At 43.9% G+C, this 22697-nt stretch carries 14 protein-coding genes; 9 read left to right on the plus strand and 5 right to left on the minus strand.

Annotated elements, in window-relative coordinates; genetic code table 11:
* Window position 1 precedes the first annotated feature (1 nt).
* From ODOSP_RS14030 to ODOSP_RS14045, 4 genes are read left to right on the plus strand one after another with little or no spacing between them, the layout of a single operon-like run.
* Window positions 2-1171 carry an ABC transporter permease gene (locus tag ODOSP_RS14030; protein WP_118108263.1) on the plus strand — a complete coding sequence of 390 codons (1170 nt, stop codon included), beginning with the start codon at window positions 2-4 and terminating at the stop codon, window positions 1169-1171.
* A gap of 24 nt (window positions 1172-1195) precedes the next feature.
* Window positions 1196-2260 carry an efflux RND transporter periplasmic adaptor subunit gene (locus ODOSP_RS14035; RefSeq protein ID WP_013612964.1) on the plus strand — a complete coding sequence of 355 codons (1065 nt, stop codon included), beginning with the start codon at window positions 1196-1198 and terminating at the stop codon, window positions 2258-2260.
* A gap of 48 nt (window positions 2261-2308) precedes the next feature.
* Window positions 2309-5479, plus strand: a complete 3171-nt coding sequence (locus ODOSP_RS14040; RefSeq protein ID WP_013612965.1) for an efflux RND transporter permease subunit — start codon at window positions 2309-2311, stop codon at window positions 5477-5479.
* 7 nt (window positions 5480-5486) lie between these two features.
* Window positions 5487-6911, plus strand: coding sequence for a TolC family protein (locus tag ODOSP_RS14045; RefSeq protein WP_228026214.1), 1425 nt, complete (start codon window positions 5487-5489; stop codon window positions 6909-6911).
* Here the strand turns inward: ODOSP_RS14045 and ODOSP_RS14050 are convergent.
* Window positions 6908-7609: a recombinase family protein gene (locus ODOSP_RS14050; RefSeq protein ID WP_013612967.1), complete on the minus strand. Its 702-nt coding sequence runs from the start codon at window positions 7607-7609 to the stop codon at window positions 6908-6910. The genes ODOSP_RS14045 and ODOSP_RS14050 overlap by 4 nt on opposite strands.
* Before the next feature lie 270 nt (window positions 7610-7879).
* On the opposite strand from ODOSP_RS14050, the gene ODOSP_RS14055 reads away from it, so the two are divergent.
* The 5 genes from ODOSP_RS14055 to ODOSP_RS14070 all read left to right on the plus strand — a co-directional run bounded on the left by ODOSP_RS14055 (window position 7880) and on the right by ODOSP_RS14070 (window position 15066).
* Window positions 7880-8968, plus strand: coding sequence for an efflux RND transporter periplasmic adaptor subunit (locus ODOSP_RS14055; protein WP_013612968.1), 1089 nt, complete (start codon window positions 7880-7882; stop codon window positions 8966-8968).
* A gap of 60 nt (window positions 8969-9028) precedes the next feature.
* Window positions 9029-12205 carry an efflux RND transporter permease subunit gene (locus ODOSP_RS14060; protein WP_013612969.1) on the plus strand — a complete coding sequence of 1059 codons (3177 nt, stop codon included), beginning with the start codon at window positions 9029-9031 and terminating at the stop codon, window positions 12203-12205.
* Between the two features lies 1 nt (window position 12206).
* Entirely contained in the window at window positions 12207-13616 is a 1410-nt protein-coding gene (locus ODOSP_RS14065) for a TolC family protein (protein WP_013612970.1), read from the plus strand.
* Between the two features lie 204 nt (window positions 13617-13820).
* The gene (locus ODOSP_RS19965; RefSeq protein ID WP_157741852.1) at window positions 13821-13979 is read left to right on the plus strand and encodes a hypothetical protein; all 159 of its coding nucleotides are present in this window, start codon (window positions 13821-13823) and stop codon (window positions 13977-13979) included.
* Window positions 13980-14031: 52 nt separating this feature from the next.
* A complete protein-coding gene (locus ODOSP_RS14070; RefSeq protein WP_118102568.1) occupies window positions 14032-15066 on the plus strand; it encodes a BF3164 family lipoprotein in 1035 nt (344 codons plus the stop codon).
* A 492-nt stretch (window positions 15067-15558) separates the two neighbouring features.
* Here the strand turns inward: ODOSP_RS14070 and ODOSP_RS14080 are convergent, their stop codons facing one another.
* From ODOSP_RS14080 to ODOSP_RS14095, 4 genes are all read right to left on the minus strand, one after another.
* A complete protein-coding gene (locus tag ODOSP_RS14080) occupies window positions 15559-18777 on the minus strand; it encodes a S41 family peptidase (protein ID WP_013612973.1) in 3219 nt (1072 codons plus the stop codon).
* A gap of 451 nt (window positions 18778-19228) precedes the next feature.
* Complete coding sequence (locus ODOSP_RS14085) at window positions 19229-20053, minus strand: hypothetical protein (protein WP_095074715.1); 825 nt, start codon at window positions 20051-20053, stop codon at window positions 19229-19231.
* A 117-nt stretch (window positions 20054-20170) separates the two neighbouring features.
* The gene (locus tag ODOSP_RS14090; RefSeq protein ID WP_013612975.1) at window positions 20171-20899 is read right to left on the minus strand and encodes a head GIN domain-containing protein; all 729 of its coding nucleotides are present in this window, start codon (window positions 20897-20899) and stop codon (window positions 20171-20173) included.
* Window positions 20900-21021: 122 nt separating this feature from the next.
* On the minus strand, window positions 21022-22527 hold the full coding sequence (locus ODOSP_RS14095; protein WP_013612976.1) for a glutamine synthetase family protein: 1506 nt from the start codon (window positions 22525-22527) through the stop codon (window positions 21022-21024).
* Window positions 22528-22697 lie beyond the last annotated feature (170 nt).

A 22697-nucleotide genomic window follows, 5' to 3' on the forward strand; every position in this document is an offset into this window, starting at 1 on the left:
TATGATGAAAGATATCTATTTTATATTTCGGAGAGAGTTTTACCTGGTTTTTCGGGACCATGCAGTACTTACTTTCTTTATTTTTCTGTGTTTAGGCTATCCCCTGATTTATACTTTTATTTATAGTAATGAGGTTGTAAGACAGGTGCCCGTTGCTGTCATCGATCAGTCCAAGTCTCCTTTAAGCCGTGAATTTTTGCGGATGTGGGAAGCTTCTCCGAATGTGAAAGTCGTAGCCCACTGTAACGATCTCGGAGAAGCGCAGCTTTTCATGTGGCAGAAAGAAATATACGGTATTTTAGAGATTCCGGCGGATTTCAGTAAAGATATAAATCGGGGAGAACAGGCCCATGTCGCTTTGTTTTGCGATATGGGGGCTTTACTCAATTATAAAGCTTTACTTCAGGCGACAAGCGATGTGGCTATCACCCTGGGGAAAGAAATACAGGTAGAAAATTTACCTTATGCTTCCCGCATTCAGCAAGAAATAACCGCCTCGCCGGTAGAGATTTCGGAAGTCAAAATGTTTAATCCTCAAAGTGGTTTTGCTTCTTTTATCATCCCGGCAGTATTGATCCTGGTGATCCAACAATCTTTATTGTTGGGAGTGGGAACGATTGCCGGAACAGCCCGCGACAGGAATCCACGCCATAGCCTGGTGCCCGTCGATAAACATTACTGCAAACCCTGGTGCATTGTCATCGGTAAAGCCTGTGTTTATATGCCGGTTTATTTTGTGATGGGATTTTGGGTGTTCTTTATTGTACCCCGGATCTTTAGTTTAACTCAAATCGGCGCTAAATCGGAATTGATGTTATTCCTGTTCCCCTTTTTGTTGGCTTGTGTCTTTTTTGCTATTACAGCTTCTTTTTTAAGTAGGGAGCGGGAACAGCCTTTTTTATTGTTTGTCTTTACCTCGGTGCCGCTCATGTTTATTTCGGGTATTTCGTGGCCGAAGGAGGGGATTGCCGGTTATTGGATCGCCCTGTCGAAAATTTTTCCTTCTACTCCCGGAATCGACGGGTTCGTAAAAATGAACAATATGGGGGCTACCCTTGGAGAGGTGTTGCCGGAGTATCTAAATCTCTGGATTTTAGCGATTATTTATTTTATTTTGGCATGTTTATTGTATTATAGAGAAATTGTTAAAAGTCGTAAAGTACGTTCGTAAACGAATAATTAATAGGTGTGTACTATGATCAGACATTATTTATTCCCTGTGGTGGGAATTATCCTTGGATTTTCTGCTTGTCGTTCGTCGGAAACCAATGAAAAGCAGGTCTTGATGGTGAAGACCGAGACAGTAAAAAATTATGAGAACGAATTACAAGTGACCTATCCGGGGCGTGTTAAGGCTGCGGCCGACGTAGATCTGGCATTTCGGGTAGCCGGACCGATCATCCGGATTCCGGTGCAGGTGGGTAGTTTTGTGCGTAAAGGAGAAGTGATTGCAGAGATCGACCCGCGGGATTATGAATTGCAGTATAAAGCTACCGAAGCCGAATACAAACAGATTAAATCCGAGGCTGAACGGGTGATAGAACTGTATAACCGTAAAAGTGTACCTGAAAATGATTACGATAAAGCGGTGTATGGTTTGCAGCAAATCACCTCTAAATATAATGCGCATAAAAATGCTTTGAAAGATACCCGGCTTGTCGCTCCTTTCGATGGGTATATCCAGAAGAAATATTTCGATACCGACGAAACGGTGGCTGCCGGAATGCCGGTTATATCGATGATCGATACCCGTTATTTCGAGGTAGAAATCGATGTGCCTTCCAGCGATTATGTCCGTCGTCACCTTTTTAACCGGTTTACGGCAGTTGCCGATGTCTTTCCGGATCGGGTTTTTCCGTTGGAATTGATCGATGTGACGAAAAAGGCTAATCTGAATCAGCTTTATCAGATGCGTTTGCGGTTGACTCCTGATCCTGCTATTCCTTTGGCGGCAGGTATGAGTGTGAATGTAACGATCGATTATGAAGCGGGAGGCGACAATTTGACAGTGGTTCCATTGAGTGCTATTTTTCAGGACAAGGAAAAATCGTCGGTATGGGTGTATCGGCCGGCGGATAAAAAAGTGACTCAAAGACAGGTTAAAATCCGGCAAATATTGAAAGAAGGCAGAGTGGTTTTGGACGAAGGCCTGCAAAGTGGTGAAATCGTAGTCACTGCCGGTGTACATAAACTGAAAGAGGGTATGGAAGTCGAGAGGTTGAAGCCTGTTGCCGATACGAATATCGGTGGTTTGCTGTAAACGGTCGATCCGGCCTGAAACTGTTGTCTTTTATTAATTCTGATTGGAATGAATCTTGCTGAATATGCATTGAATAATAGGGCACTGGTCAAATTTCTGATTGCAGTGCTTGTTGTTGGCGGAATCTTTTCGTTTGTCTCTATGAGTAAACTGGAAGATCCGGAGATCAAGGTAAAACAAGCTCTGGTCGTGACTGTCTATCCCGGAGCTTCGGCTCATAAAGTGGAATTGGAAGTAACGGATGTGCTCGAGAAAGAAATCCGGGCGATGGGAGATATTGCCAGTGTGGAGTCGAAATCGATGGCTGATCTGTCTATTATTACGGTCGAGTTGGAGAGTACGGTTCCCCCTGCCGAATTGGAACAAAAGTGGGATATCTTACGGCGGCGGGTGACGAATGCAGCTTCACAACTGCCCGACGGATGCGTGACTCCTGTGGTAAAAGATGATTTCGGGGATGTATACGGCATGTTCTATGCCATGACTACCGATGGCATCGCCGACGAAGAAATGGTTGAGTATGCCAATCTGGTGAAGCGTGAGTTACAGGATATACCGGGAGTGAGACGGGTGGATATTTATGGCGACCGAAAACCTTGTATCAATATAGATATCATACAGGACAAAATGGCTAATCTGGGTGTACATCCCGCCGAGATTTTAGCTACCTTGAACAACCAGAATAAAACGGTTTATTCGGGATATTTCAAGACGGGAAAGAGTAGATTGAGGATAGGCGTAGACGATAGTTACGAATCGATCCGTGATATCGAAAACCTGTTGATTCAGGGACATGAAAACGATCAGCTGCGATTGCGGGATGTGGCTTCGGTCACACGGGGATATCAGGATCCTTCCCGGAATGAGATGCGTTATGATACTGTTCGTGCACTAGGGATATCGATCTCTATGGAAAAAGGAGGGAATATTGTGACTTTGGGCGAAAAGGTGGATGCTCGTTTAGAGCAATTGAAATCTTCCCGTATACCTGTCGGCATCGATTTTCAAAAGGTATTTTTCCAACCCGATCGGGTGAGGGAGGCTATCGGTACTTTTATGATCAATCTGGTGGAGTCGGTGCTGGTGGTGATTCTGGTATTGATGCTGACGATGGGATTCCGGAGCGGTGTGATTATCGGTACCGGTCTGGTCATTATCGTTTTGGGGGCTTTCGTGATTCTATATTTACTCGATGGAACTTTACAGCGGGTTTCCCTGGCGGCTTTGATCGTTGCGATGGGGATGCTGGTGGATAATGCGATTGTGATTGTCGACGGAATCCTGGTGGATTTAAAACGGGGTATCCCTAAGCCTGCCGCTTTGACCAATATTGCTAAAAAGACAGCTATGCCCCTGTTGGGAGCTACTTTGATCGCCATACTGGCTTTCTTCCCGATTTTTATGTCGCCCGATACGGTGGGGGAATATGTGCGGGATTTGTTTATCGTTCTGGCGGTGTCGTTATTATTGAGCTGGATTTTGGCTCTGACACAGATTCCGATCCATGCCGATTATTCCTTAAAAGTGAAAAATGAGCATTTGAGTGAGGAACAATTATACGATAGCGGGATGTATCGGTGGTTCAGGAAATTCCTGACCTATATGCTCTATCATAAGAAATTTGCTGTAGGAGCGGTTGTCATCTTATTGGCTTTGAGTGCCTGGTGTTTCCAATATATTCCGCAGGGATTCTTCCCGGATTTGAGTTACACCCAGTTGTATATCGAATATAAAGTGCCTGAAGGGGGGACTTTGGAAGCCGTCCAGGGAGATATTGCAGAAATCGAGGCTTATTTACTTTCCCGCCCGGATATTACACATGTGACTTCGAGTTTCGGCGGTACGCCTTCGCGCTACAATCTGGTCCGCTCGATTGCTTTGCCGGCGATGTCGTACGGTGAATTGATCGTCGACTATACGGATGCCGATGCCCTGAAAAGTTCGATTCCCGGGCTACAGCAATATCTCACAGAACATTATCCGGATGCTTATGTGCGGATCAAGCGTTATAATCTGATGTATGAGGATTTCCCGGTCGAGTTGATGTTTTGCGGACCCGATCCGGCTGTATTGAAGAGCTTGTCGGCTCAGGCTGAACAGATCATGAACGATGAACCGACGGCTACTTTGGTAACGAATAACTGGGAGCCCGAAGCGCCGGTATTGATGGTCGATTATTACCAGCCGATCGCCCGGCAAGCCGGTTTATCCCGTACGGATGTCGGCTTATCTCTGCTCTCGGCTACCGATGGATTACCTGTAGGCTCTTACTACGAAGGAACCACAGCTATGCCTATTTATATCAAAAGCGTAGATAATGAAGGAGAAGAAACTGCTGCGCTGGAAAATATTCCGGTTTGGAGCGTCCTGCCTTCGCTTACCGGTTTGGATGGCGAGACGATAAAAGGGCTTTTGATGGGAACTGTCAAGAAAGAAGACCTTTTGTCGGAAGTGGTCGGTTCTACTCCGTTGTCACAGGCTACCCGGGGAGTGAAAATCGAGTGGGAAGATCCTGTCGTTTGGAGGTATAATGGACAACGGGCCATAAAAGCACGTTGTAACAATGCGCAGGGATATACCGCCGAGAGTGTACGGGGCAAGTTGATCCCGCTTGTCGATACGATCACCTTGCCTGAGGGATATACGAAACAATGGCTGGGCGAACACAAAGCGAGTAGCGAAGCCATGCGGTATCTTTTTAAAAATGTGCCCTGGGCTATTGTTATGATAATTGTTATTTTGATCATGCTGTTTAAAGATTTCCGTAAACCTACGATTATTTTCCTTTGTTTGCCGCTGGCAGCTATCGGCATTGTCTTCGGGATGCTGATCAGTGGAAAAGATTTCGGTTTTGTCGCTATTGTGGGGGCCTTGGGATTGATAGGTATGATGATTAAAAATGGAGTGGTATTGCTGGATGAGATCACTTTGCAGATTGCTTCCGGCAAAGGGAGGTTAGTGGCTTTACTGGATTCGTCGTCTTCGCGTTTCCGGCCGGTAATGATGGCTTCTTTAACGACTATCCTGGGGATGATTCCTTTGCTGGGCGACGACTTGTTCGGTTCTCTGGCGGTCACTATAATGGGCGGATTGCTGGTAGGTACGGTGATCACTTTGGTGTTTATACCTGTATTGTATGCTTTATTCTTTCCCATCGAAAAAGAAGATAAGGTCGGAGCTTTGCATAAAAGCGATAATGAACAATTGGCTAATGAATGATCGACGAATGATGAAAACAACGCTATTAATCCTGACAGTTTTATTCTTTTCCGGAGTTTGTCCGGCTCAGATAGTCGAGCTCGATTTACAGAAATGCCGGAAAATGGCGGTAGAAAATAGTAAAAAATTGCAATCGGCAGAACAACAAGGTCAAAAAGCCGGTTTTGACAAAAAAGCTTACCGGGCTAATTTCCTACCTAAACTTTCGGCTACAGGTTTATATGCCTATGTACACAAGAAGATGAAATTCGATATCGACGGGGGGTATCTGCCGGTATACGATGTGAACGATGTCGGACAGGCAGTGCCGCTGAATAGTTTGTATATGCCCGAAGGCAAACCTGTATTGGGAGCCGATGGGATACCCCTGTTCAAACAATATGCATTTATGCCGGATATCGACCTGGCTTTGGGTATTGAAAATGCTTACACGGTAGGAGTGATGTTGGAACAGCCTCTTTATATGGGGGGGAAAGTGCGTTCTGCTTTTCGCATGGCTTCGATAGGTAAAGAAATTGCAGACCTGAATGTGAAATATAATCAGGCGGAAGTACTTGCCGAAGCAGATGCGGCTTATTGGCAATATCTGAAAGTCTGTGAACAGGTCAAAGCTGCCGGAAAATACCTCGAAGTTGTGAAAGAATTGGTGCGTAATCTGGAAGATGCTTATCGGACGGGGATGGCCGCACAGAACGATCTGCTGAAAGCGCAGGTTAAACAAAATGAGGCGGAATTGATGGTACAAAAGGCACAGAACGGTCTGGCTTTGTCGGGAATGAATCTTTGCCGGATTGTCGGGGTTGATCTGATGAGTGAGCTGACGGTCAGGGATAGCCTCGGAGAAGGTATCGTTTCCGGCCTGTGGGAAGAAGGGGATAATATCACCGGCCGTCCCGAATACAATATGTTGGAACGGCAAATCGAACTGAAAGAAAAAGAAGTAGCCTTGACGCGTTCGGATTTTTTGCCTCAATTGGGAGTCTCTGCTTCGTATGGATATAGTGACGGGATTACGTTAAACGGCAAATCGGACGGTATCGCTTCTTTTGCAGCTTTGGCTTCGTTGAAAATACCTATTTATCATTGGGGAGAAGGACGTAATAAAGTCAAAGCCATGAAAGCCGAAGAAGAGATGGTGCGTTTGAAAAAAGAAGAAACCGAGCAGATGATGCAGCTCGAAGTGGCCCGGGCCCGCTATAATGTCGAAGATGCTGCTACCCGGGTTCGGCTCACACGACGGTCACTTTCTCAGGCCGAAGAAAACCTGCAGGTGAGTAAGAATCGTTTTGAAGTAGGAATGGAGACCCTTACCAATTACATGGAAGCACAGGCACAATGGCAGAAGGCTTGGAGTGATTGGATAGAGGCTAAGGCTGAACTTCGTGTGAATGAAACCTATTATTTGAAATCTACCGGAAGACTTAGCGACTAAGTCTCCGGTTTTTCTATAGGATTTTGCTCCTGGATTTCTTCTTCCGGTGTTTTTTTCGGTTTTTTCAATAACGTACGCAGGTAAAACAGCCGTACCGTTTCCGGAGAGACTTTATAGCGCATTGCAATTTTCTGAAACGAGAAACCTTCGGTCCTTAAATCTTTGATTTCTTGTTCATGTTCGAATAACTTACCGGCCCGCAGACTGCCTTTGGGACGTCCTAACTTTATTCCTTGGGCTCTGCGGCGTGCCAGAGCTTCGCGTGTACGCTGAGAAATCAACGTACGTTCGATTTCAGCACATAGACCAAAAGCGAAAGCGAGTACCTGACTGTTGATAGAAGAATCGAATTTATATCCTTCCTTAATACTGTGAATGGTGATCCCTTTTTCAATCGATTGATGAATAATGTTCATGATATTCATCATTTTCCGGCTTAGCCGGGAAACTTCGGTAATTATCAAGACATCACCTTTTTGCAGTTTTTTGAGCAGTATTCCTAATTCTCTCTCACTTTCTTTTTTTGTTCCACTCACGGTTTCTGTACACCACATGGTAATTTTCAGTTCTTGCCGATGGCAGAAATTAATTACCTCGCTTTTCTGATTCAGAATGGTTTGCTTATCTGTGCTCACCCGCAGATAAGCAGCAACTATAGGAGCTCTGTCCTTCAGTTCCTGTTTCTTTTTTTCGGGCATAGTTGTTTAGATCAGTATGAGATACTGTTAATGCTTTTTTTCTCTTTTAGTTCACAAATATACGAAAGTTGGCCAGTTATGAGAAACTTTTGTGAAAAATGAGATCTGAAAATTAAGAGATTTGAACAGTTTTTGTTTTTTTAACTTACCGATGGGAAAGAAATAAAATTAGTTTTCAAATTCCACCTACTTCGTGAAACATATATTCGATGTCGTAAGTATATATTAAGACTTTAATATTCAGTATATAATAAATAAATGTCAGATACGATGAGAAAAAGTAGGAATAGAATTATGAAGATGAAATGGCTGGTATGGGGTTGCATAGCAGCATCGATAGGGATTTTAGGATCTTGTCGGAATAAGCAGGTTCAGGTAGATATTCCGCAATTAGTAAAGACAGCTCCCGTGAATGGACATGATGGGATGACTTCTGTCACTTATCCTGGAAAAATTCAGGCTGCATCGAATGTGAAACTGGCCTTCCGGGTAGCCGGACCTATCCGTAAAATTTATGTAAACGAAGGACAATATGTGAAAAAAGGACAATTATTGGCCGAATTGGATCCCCGGGATTATCAGATTCAATTTAATGCTACTCAGGCCGAATATACCCAGGTGAAAGGCGAAGCAGACCGGATTATAGAGTTGTATCGCCGTGGAAGTGTTTCGGTGAATGAGTACGATAAAGCTGTCGCTGCACGTAAAAGGGTGACCGCTTTATATAATGCACACCGGAATGCATTGAACGATACCCGTTTGAAAGCTCCCTTCGATGGTTATGTACAAAATAAGTACTTCAACGCTCCTGAGATTGTGAATCAGGGTACTCCGGTGGTATCGATGATCGATAACGATTATTTTGAAGTGGACGTCAATATCCCTTCCGGAGATTTTATCCGGCGTGAGGATTTTATGACTTTCCACGCGAATGCCGATGTTTGTCCCGATTCGATTCTGCCTTTGGAACTGCTCGACATCACTCAGGGGGCAAATTACAACCAGTTGTTTACAGCTCGTTTCCGTTTAAAACGGAATCCGGTTCTGGCGCCAGGTATGAGTGTCTCCGTTACAATCGGATTTAAGCCCTCTTCAGAAGCGATGAGTATTGTTCCTGTCTCGGCCTTGTTTATGAAAGACGGACAGTCGTTTGTCTGGTTGTATAATGAGCAGGACGAAACGATCGAACCGGTGAGTGTCGCCGTAGAACGCCTGACAAAAGATGGAGAAGCAATTGTGAGATCTGCTTTGAGGAAAGGGCAAACGGTGATTTCTGCCGGTGTCAATGATTTGAAGGAAGGGCAGAAAGTAAAACTTTTACCTCCCGTCCCGGCTTCGAATGTTGGAGGGCTGTTGTAATGTAAATAGGAATGTCGGGCTTTCAGACCGGTATAGGACTAAATAGGAAAATCTTAAATTATGAACTTTACAGAATATGCTTTAAAAAATAAGGCGCTGGTTTATTTTTTTGTTTTTGTATTGGTAGTCGGAGGAATTTATTCCTTCTTTACCATGAGTAAATTAGAAGACCCGGCCATTACGGTGAAACAAGCTATGGTCGTAACTACTTTCCCCGGTGCATCTGCCTGGCAGGTGGAATTGGAGGTGACCGATGTACTCGAGAAATCGATCCGTTCTATGGGAGACCTGGATCATGTAGAATCGCGTTCTATGGACGATATCTCACTTATTCTGGTCGAATTGAGCAGTACGGTACCATTAGCAGAATTACAGCAGAATTGGGATATCCTGCGCCGTAAAGTGGCGAACGTACAAGCTCAGTTACCGGCCGGTGCCCAGCCTTCGACGGTCATGGACGATTTCGGCGATGTATACGGGATGTTTTATGCAATGACATCGGATGGCTTCGATTATCAGAAAATGATGGACTATGCCCAGTTGGTAAGACGTACTGTGCTGGATATCGACGGGGTGAGCAGTGTCGACATATATGGAGAACGGCCGGCCTGTATCGATATCGATATTCAGGAATCGAAAATGGCCAATTTGGGGGTTCATCCTGCCGAGATCATCCTCACCCTCCGCGGACAAAATGCAACGGTCTATTCCGGTTACTATAACAGTGGGGAAAAAAGAGTACGCGTAGGAATAGACGGCGATTTCAATGGAATTGAAGATATCCGTAATCTCCTGATCCGGGGACACGAAGAAGACGATATCCGTTTGGGAGACGTGGCCGATATTACCAAAGGGTACGTTCAGCCTCAGCAAGAGGGATTGAAATATGATACGCTGCCGGCTATCGCTATATCGATAGCGATGCAAAAAGGGGGAAATATCATCCAGTTGGGAAAAGTAATCGATCAAAAATTGGACGAACTGAAGCAAAATATCATTCCTGCCGGTATAAATTTCGAGAAAGTATTTTTTCAGCCTACCCGGGTAAAAGATGCGATCAGTGTATTTATGGTCAACCTGATCGAATCTGTATTGATTGTGATCATCGTGGTGATGTTAGCCATGGGATTCCGTAGTGGTTATATAATCGGGATCGGATTGGTGGTAGTTGTTTTGGGTTCTTTTGTGATTTTACATATGATGCACGGCACTTTACAAAGGGTATCCCTGGCATCGTTTATTGTAGCTATGGGAATGCTGGTCGATAATGCCATCGTTATTACCGACGGGATTATGGTGGATATGAAACGGGGGATTCCCAAGCCGGATGCTTTGGTCAATATCACGAAGAAAACGGCTTGGGCATTGTTGGGGGCTACTACGATCGGTATCCTGACTTTTTTACCGATCTATATGTCGCCCGATACAACCGGCGAATATGTCCGTGACCTTTTTATCGTATTGGCTGTATCGCTATGGCTGAGCTGGATATTGGCGCTGGCTTATGTTCCGATCCAGGCCGACCGGGCTTTTAAACCCAAAGTGGTCGAACCGGGAGAACCCGATAATCCGTTCAATGGCAGAATTTACCGGCAATATCAGCGACTTCTCCGTTTTGCCATCCACTATCGTTGGATCTGGATTGTAGCTACTGTGATTTTACTGGTTTTTAGTGTTTACGGTTATCGGTTTATAAAACAGGGATTTTTTCCCGACTTGAGTTATAATCAATTGTATATCGAATATAAAATGCCTTTCGGTACCAATCCTGAGACTGTCGAAAAAGATTTGGCCAGTATGGAAAAATATTTGATGAGTCGGCCTGAAATCACCGCCGTAACCACAAGTTTGGGTGGAACTCCCTCGCGTTATAATCTGGTCCGTACGGTGGCCGAGCCCGCTTTAAGTTATGGGGAACTGATCGTTGATTTTACTTCGCCGGCGGCTCTGAAGGAACATTTGAATGAATTGCAGGCTTATCTTTCTTCTCATTATCCGCAGGCATATGTGCGGATGAAACAGTACAACCTGATGTATATGGATTTCCCGATTCAGTTTATGATTTCAGGTCCCGATCCGGCAGTATTAAAATCACTCTGTGCACAGGTTGAAGGGATCATGCGGGCAGATTCATCGGTAATGCTGGTAACCAATAATTGGGGCCCGGAGACTCCGGCGATGCGGGTGGATTATCAACAGCAGACTGCCCGGGATGTAAACCTGAGCCGGGAAGATGTCGGGTTGGCCGTACTGGCTGCTACCGACGGCTTGCCGATCGGTTCTTATTATGAGGGCGAACATCCTTTACCGATCTATCTGAAAAGTGTGAACGATCAGGGACAACGACCCGGGCAGATCGGTAATGTCCCGGTTTGGAGTATGGTTCCTTCGACGAATGGAATAGGCCTCGGTACAGTGAAAGAGTTGATGACCGGAATGATCGGTACCGATGATGTATTAAAACGATTGATCGGTTCAGTACCGCTCAACCAGGCTAGTAGTGGAGTGGAAGTCGGCTGGGAAGTACCGGTCGTACGTCGTTATAACGGACAGCGTTCTATTGCTGTACAATGTAATAACGCTCCCGGATATACGACTACCGCAGCCAGAAATAGCTTGCTTCCGAAAATCGAGGCATTGGATATTCCTCCTGGTTATACTACAGCCTGGCAAGGCGAATACCTGGCAAGTACGCAGTCACAGTTTTATTTGTTTAAAAATGTACCGATCGCTATCGTGCTCATATTGGCTATATTGATCGCTCTGTTTAAAGATTTCCGTAAGCCACTGATGATCTTGTTGTGTTTACCGTTGGCCATTACGGGAGTGGTGGCCGGAATGCTGATCGCCGGTAAAGAATTTGGTTTTGTGGCGATTGTCGGGGCCTTGGGATTGGTCGGCATGATGATTAAGAATGGGGTAGTTTTGGTAGATGAAGTCGATATTCAAATCCGTTCCGGGAAAGATCCTTTTCTGGCTTTGGTAGATGCTTCTACCTCCCGTTTACGTCCGGTATTCCTGGCGGCGATGACGACTATTTTGGGAATGATCCCTTTGGTGAACGACGATATGTTCGGGGCTTTGGCGGTTACGATTATGGGAGGACTGTTTATCGGAACAATCATTACTCTGGTGATTTTACCGATATTATATTCTTTATTTTTCCGTATCCGTCCTGCTAAACACGGAGAAGAAGAACAACAGCAACAACAACAAATACGAATCAATTGGAGGTAATATGAAGGCACTTTTAATGATTTTGATCTTTTTTCCTGGAGTTTTATCGGCTCAGGTGGAGCTGGATTTACAGTTATGCCGGGAAATGGCTATTCGCAATAGTAAGGAGATGGAAATCGCCGACCGGCAACACCGGAAGGCTATGTTCGATACCAAATCCTACCGGGCGGATTATTTGCCTAAATTGTCTGCTGTCGGAGTCGGATTTTATAATCAGAAAAAATATAATTATAAATTGAAAGGAGGATATCTTCCCACTTATAAACCGGGAGAGAATGGGCAATTGGAACCGAATGTAATGATCGATCCCGCAACCCAGAAACCGGTGATTGGAAGTGATGGCAATCCGGTTTTCAATGAATATGCTTTTTTACCGGATATCCGTTTACAATTGAAGTTGAGAGGGGTTTATATGGCTGGGGCTCAGCTCGAACAACCGGTCTATCTGGGAGGTAAAGTCCGGGCTGCACATCGGATGGCACAATTGGGAGAGGACATCGCTGTCGAGAATATCCGGTTGAGCCGTTCTGAAATCGTGGTAGCGACAGACGAAGCTTATTGGCAACTGTTGAGAGTCGGCGAGCAGGTGTCCGCTGCCGAGAAGTACAGACAGGTCGTGAAAGAACTCCTGCAAAACCTGCGGGATGCTCAGGTGGTCGGAATGGCTACACCCAACGATGTACTGAAAGCCCAGGTCCGCTACAATGAGGCTGGCTTGATGTTGCAGAAAGCACAGAACGGACAGGTGTTGGCGAGCATGAATCTATGCCGGTTGGTCGGCCTCAATCTGCAAACGGAATTACACCTGCAAGATTCTTTGACAGATAAGATAGATCCTCGCATCTGGGCTTTGGATACTTCTGTGGAACAGCGCCCCGATTATACGATGTTGGCTCAGGAAGTAGACCTCAGGAAAAAACAAGTCGATTTGACACGGGCTGATTTTTTACCTCAGATCGGAGTGACCGCCGGTTATGGCTATGGAGGAGGATTGCAATTGAATGGAGATGATGAGGCAAGTGCTACTTTCTCGGCTATGGCAGCAGTGAAAATTCCCGTATTCCATTGGGGAGAAGGGAAAAATAAAGTAAGATCCGCCCGGATGGAGGAAGAAATCAGCCGTCTGAATCTTGAAAAAACAACGGATTTGATGCGTCTGCAAATTACTTCCGCCCGGTTTTCTGTTACAGATGCCCAAAAACGGGTAGAGATGGCCCGGAATGCCCTGTCGCAGGCAAAGGAAAACCTGAAAATCAGCAATGACCAGTATCAGGTGGGTATGGAAAACCTCACTGCCTTGCTGGAAGCACAGGCACAGTGGCAAGAAACCTGGAGCCAGTGGATCGATGCGAAAGCCTTGTTACACCTGAGTGTATCCCAATACCTGAAAGCGATTGGAAAGTTGGACTGAAGATAAATTCGAAGACTACTTATGAAAATTTTGATTTGATTTTTCTTTTTGAATTTATTATCTTTGTTTTATTAATTATAAATTTTATTAAATGAAAAGAAGACTAATGTTATTTGTGTTTCAGTGTTAATTATGGGAATTGGTATTATTGGAAGTAATTAGAGTGTGAATGAGCATACTGCTGACTTTTTAGCTTTTGCTAATATGGAGGCATTAGCTCGTGGGGAATCTGGAAGTGGGATCACTTGTTGGAGGACTGTTTCGATGAATGGGGCTGGTAGGCCTGCTCATTACACTTATTGTGGAAGTTGTGATGCTGTATTGGCCCGGGAGGTTGCTGATAAAGATTATTGTCCTCGTTGATTTTAAGGGGTGTCAAATTTTTTTGATCACCCCCTCATTTATTTGTATCTCTATGAGAAATCTGTTTTGTCTGTTTTTGGGTGTGGTGCTGGCCATAGCTTGTACGCATAAAGAGTTTTATTCTTTTACAAATGAGAAGAATTTAGAAATGATATCGGTTAAGATCGACGAGATTCTTTTGGCCGATTTTATGATAAAGAAAGGGAATTATTTGTTCATGATCAGTACCCGATCGGATTCTATGGTTTATTTGTATGCTTTACCTGATTTGCAGTACTGTAAAAGTTTTGGGATAAAAGGAAAAGGTCCCGGTGAGTTTATCTTGCCTATGTTTGTAGAAGCTCCGGGAAATGATGTTTATATATGGGGATATTCCGACGTTAGATTGATTCGTTGTTTTTCAGTAGATTCTAATGCACATATTACTGTAAAGCAAGATTATCATTTGGATAAATACGAAACTTTTAATTTTATGCATTTGATCCGGGATTCTATATGTGTATATAGTTTAATGCCTACACAGCCTTTGGTAAAATTATACGATTTGAAAAATGGGAAAAATATGGGGGAATTGAAAATTGGATCTAAAAATAGGGTAAATTCCTATTTGTCCGATGGAGATGGGGTGATGGCTGCCAATGATTCGGTGATTATTGTCGCTTATCATTATAAAAAGCAGATCGATATTTATGATGTCAGTACTTTGAAACTGAAAAAGCGATTGATCGGGGATTACCGCCCTCAAAAATTAACAGACGATTTTACAGAAAATAAATATCATTATGTAGATATAGTTGCCGGAAAGAAAAGATTCTATGCTCTATACCGGGGATGCAGAAATAAAGATGCCAAAGAAAATAGTGATATTCTGGAGTCTTTCGATTATGATGGAAATCCTGTTATTAAATATAAATTCAATGATTTAAGTCCCGATATTTTTTATGTAGATGATGAAGCTGCTGTTTTATATGGTTATAAGTCCGCATACCCGGACTTAATGCTAAAATATGAATTAGAAGAAAGACTTCCGACTTATCAGGTCGATATTGATGAAAAACAAAGCTTTCGTTCCGTGTGCCGAAACTGACGTTTGGCGATTACTGGTTGGAACTGCCCACGCGCTTCAGTAAAGGGCAGTTGACTTATTTACTATATGGCAAAGAACTGTCTTCCTCAGGCTCTTACCTGAAGCTGTGGGTGAAAAAACGATTAAAAATAAGTTTTGACGGCAAAAAGAAACTGGAGAATTTCGATGTCCTGGGACATGTCAATAAGTTCTGTCGGCTCAAAATTAGCAATTATTTATGAAGGGGGTACTTTAAACCTAACCGGATGTATGGATAGCTGAGTTACCCGCTCGGAATAGTTTTCTGTAAGAAATTGATTTTAAATCTGATTCTAATATAAGAGATCAGGAAACCTTCTTTCATTGAAATTTATGGTTTTCAGCTCCGGTTTAGCTTGCCATGCAATGATAACACCGGAGACGAATAGGTACAAAAATCTCCTGCAGAGTTCTGTATTTGAGGAGGATAAATAGAACATCTGCAGGAGATATTTTAATTTGAAATCCGATGTTTTATTTTACGGGAAATTCCGGTATTGCCGGGACTTCTTTCTTTTCGGTTTTCAGTTTTTCCAGGATCACTTCGATGGCTTTGTTCAATTGTTGGTCTTCGCCGTTGAACTCCAGGTAAGGATCGTTTTCCAACAGAATATCCGGATCTACCCCGTGACCTTCGATGATAAAGCCGCTACCGTCAGCTGCAAAAGGAGCATAGGAGGGGGTGACGATAGAACCTCCGTCGACTACCGGAATGGTGCCGCTGTAACCGACTACTCCTCCCCATGTCCGGTGGCCGATGACCGTACCCAGTTTATTGAATTTAAAACGATAGGGGAACAGGTCTCCGTCGGATGCCGAGTATTCGTTTACCAATAACACTTTCGGTCCGAGGAAAGTGCCTACCGGACTTACCGAACCCGAAGTCTGGTTGGTATGCATCGTATAAAAATGAGGGGTACGCATCAGGCGCTCGGTAATCATCGGAGATACATTTCCACCGCCATTGCCCCGATCGTCGATGATCAGGGCTTTTTTACCCAATTGCGGGTAATAATGCTTGACGAATTCGTTCAGCCCGTCGACACCCATGTCCGGAATATGGATGTAACCTACTTCTCCGTTGGTGGCTTCACTCACTTTCCTGATGTTATTTTGTACCCAATTGTAATAATAAAGTTGCGATTCGTCGCTGAGTGGGGTTACTAATACCTGGCGGGCTCCTGCTGTTTCAGGCCGGGTATTCACTGTGAGTTCTACCGTTTTGCCAGCTTTGCCGATCAGTTCGCTAAAGAGATTCTCGGTTTCTTTCAGCGATTTGCCGTTGATGGCCAAAATGTAATGACCTTCTTTTACCTCCACGCCGGGCATAGTCAGGGGCGAACGGGTCGCTTCGTTCCAGTTGGCTCCTTCTATGATTTTGGTCACTTTAAAATAACCCGAAGGATCTTTTTTGAAACGGGCGCCTAACAAGCCCATCGGGATTCTTGCGGGTGTCGGATGTTCACCGTTGGCAGAATAAGCATGGCCGACACTCAGTTCTCCGATCATTTCTCCGATGACATAAGTGAGGTCTGTCCGGTGATTGACATGAGGAATCAGGACTTTGTATTTTTCATACACTCCTTGCCAATCTACTCCATGCATATTTTTAGCGTAGAAGAAATCTCGCATTTGCCGCCAACTTTCATTGTAGATTTGCATCCATTCCTGATGATAGTCGATGTATTTTTTCAGGTCCGAAGTAGAAATCGGGTGATTTACACTTACCGGGGCACTAGGGATGTCGATAACCTGAAAAGCCCTGCCTGATTGTGCAATTGCTTTTTCATAACCCGGACCGAAAATGATCCGGCTATTCAGATCTGTTTCCTTCCGGTCTTTCAGGTTATATATACTGGTATTACCATAACGGTTGAAATAAACCTGATTACCGATCATATGCAGATCGTGGTAATTTCCTGCTGAGACTGGTAGTTCGATAATCCGGTTGGCGATATTCGTATAGTCGTATTCATTTTTCGGATGCTCTTTCGTTGCTTCGGATTTCTTGGTCTCCCTGGTGGGCGGTGTTTGTTGGGGAGCTTTCGGATTGTCGTTTTCCGGAGCAAAGGGAATGGTGGCATCTTGGGTAAGAGGCAAAATGTATATTTTATTCATATTGTTGTACACATGGTTCCATTCCGTACTACTGTAGGTCGGGTTGAAGGTACGGGCAGATACGAAAACCAGGTATTTACCGTCTTTACTGAAATTCGGTGAACTGACATTATACCAACCGTCGGTCATTTGATGTTTTTCTTTGCTATTCCGGTCATAAATGATGATGTTATCCATCTCTTTTTCCGGTTGGATGTAGGTGATATACCGGCTATCTTGTGACCAGTTGAACGAGTTGATCGGTCCGACACCGGAACTGGCGATAACTTCGGTTTTCCCATCGCTTACCTGAGTCAGATTAAGGGTATTCTTTTTTTCACTCCAAAGAATGGAGCGGGAATCGGGAGCCCATTTCAGATCGAAGATATAGGTTTTCAAATCTTTCGTCAGCATTTTTTCTTCTCCGGTAAAAGCATCTCTCAGCCAGATATTGAATTCTCCGTTTTTGTCCGAGATATAGGCGATCCATTTTCCATCCGGCGACCATTGCGGATTGCGGTCGTTGGCATTTGAGGAATTGGTCAGATTATAGGTAATACCGGATTTTGCCGGTAGGGTGAAAATATCTCCCCGGGCGGCGACGACAACCCGTTCTCCGTTGGGGGCAACGTCCATTCTGCTGATTTGTCCGCTGACATCCTTCCATTCCGGTCGCGCCCAATTTTGGTCGTTATCGATCTCGACAGGAATCGGGGAAGCCTTTTCGGTCCGGGTGTCGAATTTATAGAGGATACCGCCTTGTTCATATACGATCTGATCTCCTCCCAGGGCTGGGAATTTGATGTCGTAGTCTTTGTTGAAGGTTAATTGGCGGGTAGTCTTATCCGATAAGTTATAAACATAGAGATTCATGATGTCGTCCCGGTCGGAAATGAAGTATATTTTATTCCCGTCTGCGGACCACATGGGAATGATATCCTGGCGGATTTCGTCTGTTATTTTCTGTGATTGGTGTGTGTCGAAATCATAAATCCGAATGTCGTCGGCCATACCTCCCTGATATCTTTTCCAGGTACGGAATTCTCTGAATACATAATTGTAAGCCAGTTTTTTCCCATCCGGGGAATAAGATGCGAAGCCTCCGTTTTTGAGGGGGATTTCGACAGCTTCTCCTCCCTCGGCGGGAACAGTCATTAATTGTCCGGTAAAGTCGTTGAAAGTGAATTGCCGGGTGCGGAACAGGATATGTTTGCTGTCCGGGGTCCAGCCGATGACGATGTTGTTAGGGCCCATCCGGTCGCCTAAATCATCCCGGTTCAGGGTTGCGGTATAGGTCAGACGCCGGGGAATACCACCTGCCGAAGGGATCACAAATACTTCTGTATTTCCGTCGTATTGCCCGGTGAATGCAATGTATTTTCCATCCGGTGAAATACGTGGAAACATTTCGTATCCGATATCCGAAGTTAATTTGCGGGCTGTTCCTCCTTGATCGCTTACCGTGTATAAATCGCCGGCATACGAAAAAACGATCTGTTTACCGTTGATATGGGGAAAGCGGATTAAACGTGCTTCTTCTGCTTTGCCGATCGATACGATCAGAAAACAAATGAATGTGAATATAAAAGTTCTCATGTGTGATGAATTATAGGTTTGAACACAAAGATAACAATGAATATTTAATATAAAGAAATAAAAACTGCAGAGTCATAATAAATAATTACAAAGAGAAAAAAAAGCTTGGTGAGAATATCCCTGTAATTTTATGCTCTGCAGAAAACGAAAGGTTCGTTTTTTGGTCGGTTTACGACTTGGGAGGGTCAACCGACAACTCCTATGATTATGATCGTTCGATAACTAAATTTTTGTTGTATCCGTAGAATGGTTTGTAACCTGACAAAGGTAAGGTGAAATCTATTTTTTTTTGAATATCGGTTTCGGACATTGTGGTGGACAAATAGAGAAATAATGTTTAGTTAAATAATTGATAAATATGTGTTTGATGTTTTTGAAATGGGTGGACACTCCATTTCAATTTGCTTTTGTCTACCCAATTTTAATCTTTTTATCGGTTAGAAAATCCAGTTTATAAATTTTTCAGAAACTCATCCAGATCGATTTCTTTTTGAAGTTTCGTCGAGATTTTATGCGCCAGTCGGTTTTTTCTCTTTCGCAGGGCTTCGGGGCTTGCGTGGAAAATGGTGGTCATGTCTGTCATCCTCCACTGGTGGTGAATCATACTGGCTAATAATAATTCGTCTGTATTACATTCGGGAAACATGCGTTGAAACCGGATACTGAAGTTACCGTCAAAATTCGTCAACCGGTAGATTAGTCGCCCGGAAGAATTTGCTTTTTGCTGGATTAAAGCTTCGTAAAGTCTTTTGTAACTTTCCGAAGATAAATGATGGAGGCTTTTTTCCCGATTTAGCAGGCGTTCCAGTTCATCATAGGCAATATGATTTTCGGTGATGAATTCTTTTGTCATCATAAAACTCCATTCCCGGTGTTTGATTGTTTCGGATAATTTTTCATACTGGACTTTCAATTTCCGGTGGCGGAAGTAAAGGAAAAGAGAGATAAGGGAAAAAGTAAATAGGCAAATGATGATGAGTAACAGGATTTGCGAGTAGTTTATCATCGGGGTATGGGAGATGCCGGATGAATTCCGGACTGAAAGGAGGGTGTCTTTCAATCGGAGGGTTTCGTCTTTCCAATAAAGGGCTTCGGCATAATTTCCATGTTGTATTCCGATATTGGCTTGGGTTTGACAATAGCTGATGAGACGGCAGATCGAATCCTGAGTTACCGGTGTAGATCGCTTGTCTAGCCATGAAGACGGGTTAGGGGTGTGGGTTGCACATGAAATTATCAGTGTCAGTATAAAAGTGAGAAAGATAGGTTTGCTCATGCGACTCCGTATTTTGTTTGCAAACATATACTATCTTTAACGGATTATCAATGTTTTTCCGGTTCACTTTTTTAAAGACAATAATTTTTAAGCAAAATACACAACTTTCTAGGTTAACTATTTTTCTTTTATGATTCTGCTTCCTGAATGATTATGTGAATTTTCGATTTGTGGATTCCCTTTTATAACCAAGCGGGAATGCCCGTATAAATCATAGGTCAACCGTTGGTTTACTTGTATCTCGGCTTTGGCTCCGATGGATAATTGGATGTCCGCATTTTGAGTTTCCAATTCCCGGGCTTCCAGACGGGCTGCTGTTTTCAAAATGGCTTGTAAGTTTTGGGCTTCTCCTTTGATCTCCAGGATTCCGGAGGTGCGTGCCTCTGCCTGAATATCTTCGGCTTTTAGTCTGATCCGGATCTGGCCTCCGGTTGTTGCTTCCAGACGGATTGTCCGGAGGTTCCAGATTTGAGGCCAGGCATCTATTCTGGAATGGTTGGAGGCTTTCAGACTCCCGAGGGTCGGCATACTGATCAATACATTCATCGAAGCGTATTTGACGATATTTACGCTGTCCGGAATATAAATTTTTAATACCTTGTTTTTGACCGTAGTTTTAATATAAGAAAACAGGTTATCGTCAGCCTCTACGGTGATCGGTTCCATTTCTCCCCGGACGATAGCGACATCGATTCCCCGGGAAATTTCGATACTGGTGAAATCTGCTGTTTCACGCTGTTGTGTCAGGACATATCCCGAACCTTTTACATTTTTCTGCCCCCAGACAGCAGAAATAGTCAGATAGAAAACTAAAAGTAATAATCCCGGTCGTTTATAAATTTTCATAGCGTTGAATTTTTCTCTGTTTAACGCTTTTATCCGGATCCGGGTTCGGTGAGAATAAAAAAACTGCCGTTGCCGGCAGTCTCTCAAGTTTGTGGTATAGATAGTAGTAATTGGTTATAAGTTTATCCGGCATTGATAAATTTCTTCACCAGTGCCTGAATATTTTCAGGATGGTTACTGATGTCTTGCCGTAAGGTTTTATCGTGATATGAATTTAGTTTGTCGATCATTCCATCGATTAAGCTGGCACTGAAAACGCCCTGAGCTTCATATATGGCTCTTTGGTTAGCGAGGCATTCGGCCGATTCTGCACAAGAAGTCGGTAGATGGCTCAATCGTTCTGCTATATGCTTATGGGCATCGTCGAAAATGTTGACATTGACATACCGTTCCTCTGCATATGGGAGGGCATCGGGCATTTCGAAACCATGCCGTGCGGCTACTGCAAGTCCGGCTAATAACAAATACACATCGGCCGATCCGTCCGGACAACGAAATTCTATGGTTTGTTTAGTACTCAGGTCTGCATGGCCTGCTTGCTCGAGAGGATTGGCATCGGTGATCATTTCATTGGCTCCCTGTGTCCAACCCAGAGGTACACGTACCAGCACCGAACGGTTACGGTCGCCCCAGCAGATATTGGTCGGAGCTTCCTGATGCGGTACCAGACGAAAATAAGATGTCGGATTTGTATTACCGAAAGCTGTCAAAGAAGGAGCTATTTCCAAGATACCGGCAATAGCTTTTTTGGCCGCTTCCGTAAGTTGACCGTTTTCGATATACATGTTTTTTCCTTCTTTCATCAGACGGGTATGGATATGTAATCCGCTTCCGGCTTTTCCTGTCGTGATCTTGGGTGCGAAGGTCAGGTCTACCCCATATTGATAAGCAAGTGTCCGGAGTATCCATTTGGCGATAACCAACTGGTCGGCAGCTTCTTCTATATCGACCGGCAAAAATTCGATCTCATTCTGTTCGTATTGCAAGTTACCGATCGTGAAATTCCCGACTTCAGAATGGCCGTATTTGATTTGTCCTCCCGCTTGTGCGATGGCACGCATTGCTTCCTTTCGGAGATTGGCCCATTTGCAGAAAGGCATAGATTCATGGTATCCTCGCTGATCCGGTGTCTCGAATAAGTCTTCTTTCTCGCTGATGACATAATATTCCAGTTCCCCCATAGCCTGAAATTCCATACCGGTAACTTTCTTAAACTCTTCGTGTGCCTTGCGAAGGGTATACTCCGGAGCGCTCTCCAAAGGTTTACCGTCTTTCGTATAGTAACTGCAAAGAATGTCTAGTGCAGGAATATCACTGAAAGGGTTCAAAAAGGCAGTCCGGTAACGGGGTATCACGTATAAATCGCTTGAACCGGCCTGTATATAAGGAAATAAACTGGATCCATCCACCCGTTCACCATAGGTCAGAATGCTATCCAGGTGTTCCAGGCTGTTAATAATGAAGTTCAGTGTTTTCAATCGTCCGTCTGCTCCGGCATAACGAAAATTGATCATTTCAATATCGTTTTTCGTCACATATCGAATAATATCCGCTTTGGTGAACTCTTTTTGAGGCTTATTCAAGAATTTCACCAGTGGATTGGGATTAAGTATCGTATTTCCTTCCATAAATCTTTTGTTAACGGTTACGGAGCAAAACTATGAAAATTTTTCTAAATCGAGAACGTTTGCGTAACAAATTATAAGTTAAAATTCTTTTATTTTTAGGTATTGTTAGTTTTTGTCGCTCTTCTTCTCGGCAAATGACGGGAAAAAAAAGAAGGTATAAATCTGATTTG

This window comes from Odoribacter splanchnicus DSM 20712 (assembly GCF_000190535.1).
Taxonomy (GTDB): Bacteria; Bacteroidota; Bacteroidia; order Bacteroidales; family Marinifilaceae; genus Odoribacter; species Odoribacter splanchnicus.

What these genes read in the sequence shown, in the direction of transcription:
- ODOSP_RS14030 (WP_118108263.1), top strand. Translation starts at nt 2, where the DNA reads ATGATGAAAGATATCTATTTTATATTTCGGAGAGAGTTTTACCTGGTT.
- ODOSP_RS14035 (WP_013612964.1), top strand. Translation starts at nt 1,196, where the DNA reads ATGATCAGACATTATTTATTCCCTGTGGTGGGAATTATCCTTGGATTT.
- ODOSP_RS14040 (WP_013612965.1), top strand. Translation starts at nt 2,309, where the DNA reads ATGAATCTTGCTGAATATGCATTGAATAATAGGGCACTGGTCAAATTT.
- ODOSP_RS14045 (WP_228026214.1), top strand. Translation starts at nt 5,487, where the DNA reads ATGATGAAAACAACGCTATTAATCCTGACAGTTTTATTCTTTTCCGGA.
- ODOSP_RS14050 (WP_013612967.1), bottom strand. Translation starts at nt 7,609, where the DNA reads ATGCCCGAAAAAAAGAAACAGGAACTGAAGGACAGAGCTCCTATAGTT.
- ODOSP_RS14055 (WP_013612968.1), top strand. Translation starts at nt 7,880, where the DNA reads ATGAGAAAAAGTAGGAATAGAATTATGAAGATGAAATGGCTGGTATGG.
- ODOSP_RS14060 (WP_013612969.1), top strand. Translation starts at nt 9,029, where the DNA reads ATGAACTTTACAGAATATGCTTTAAAAAATAAGGCGCTGGTTTATTTT.
- ODOSP_RS14065 (WP_013612970.1), top strand. Translation starts at nt 12,207, where the DNA reads ATGAAGGCACTTTTAATGATTTTGATCTTTTTTCCTGGAGTTTTATCG.
- ODOSP_RS19965 (WP_157741852.1), top strand. Translation starts at nt 13,821, where the DNA reads ATGGAGGCATTAGCTCGTGGGGAATCTGGAAGTGGGATCACTTGTTGG.
- ODOSP_RS14070 (WP_118102568.1), top strand. Translation starts at nt 14,032, where the DNA reads ATGAGAAATCTGTTTTGTCTGTTTTTGGGTGTGGTGCTGGCCATAGCT.
- ODOSP_RS14080 (WP_013612973.1), bottom strand. Translation starts at nt 18,777, where the DNA reads ATGAGAACTTTTATATTCACATTCATTTGTTTTCTGATCGTATCGATC.
- ODOSP_RS14085 (WP_095074715.1), bottom strand. Translation starts at nt 20,053, where the DNA reads ATGAGCAAACCTATCTTTCTCACTTTTATACTGACACTGATAATTTCA.
- ODOSP_RS14090 (WP_013612975.1), bottom strand. Translation starts at nt 20,899, where the DNA reads ATGAAAATTTATAAACGACCGGGATTATTACTTTTAGTTTTCTATCTG.
- ODOSP_RS14095 (WP_013612976.1), bottom strand. Translation starts at nt 22,527, where the DNA reads ATGGAAGGAAATACGATACTTAATCCCAATCCACTGGTGAAATTCTTG.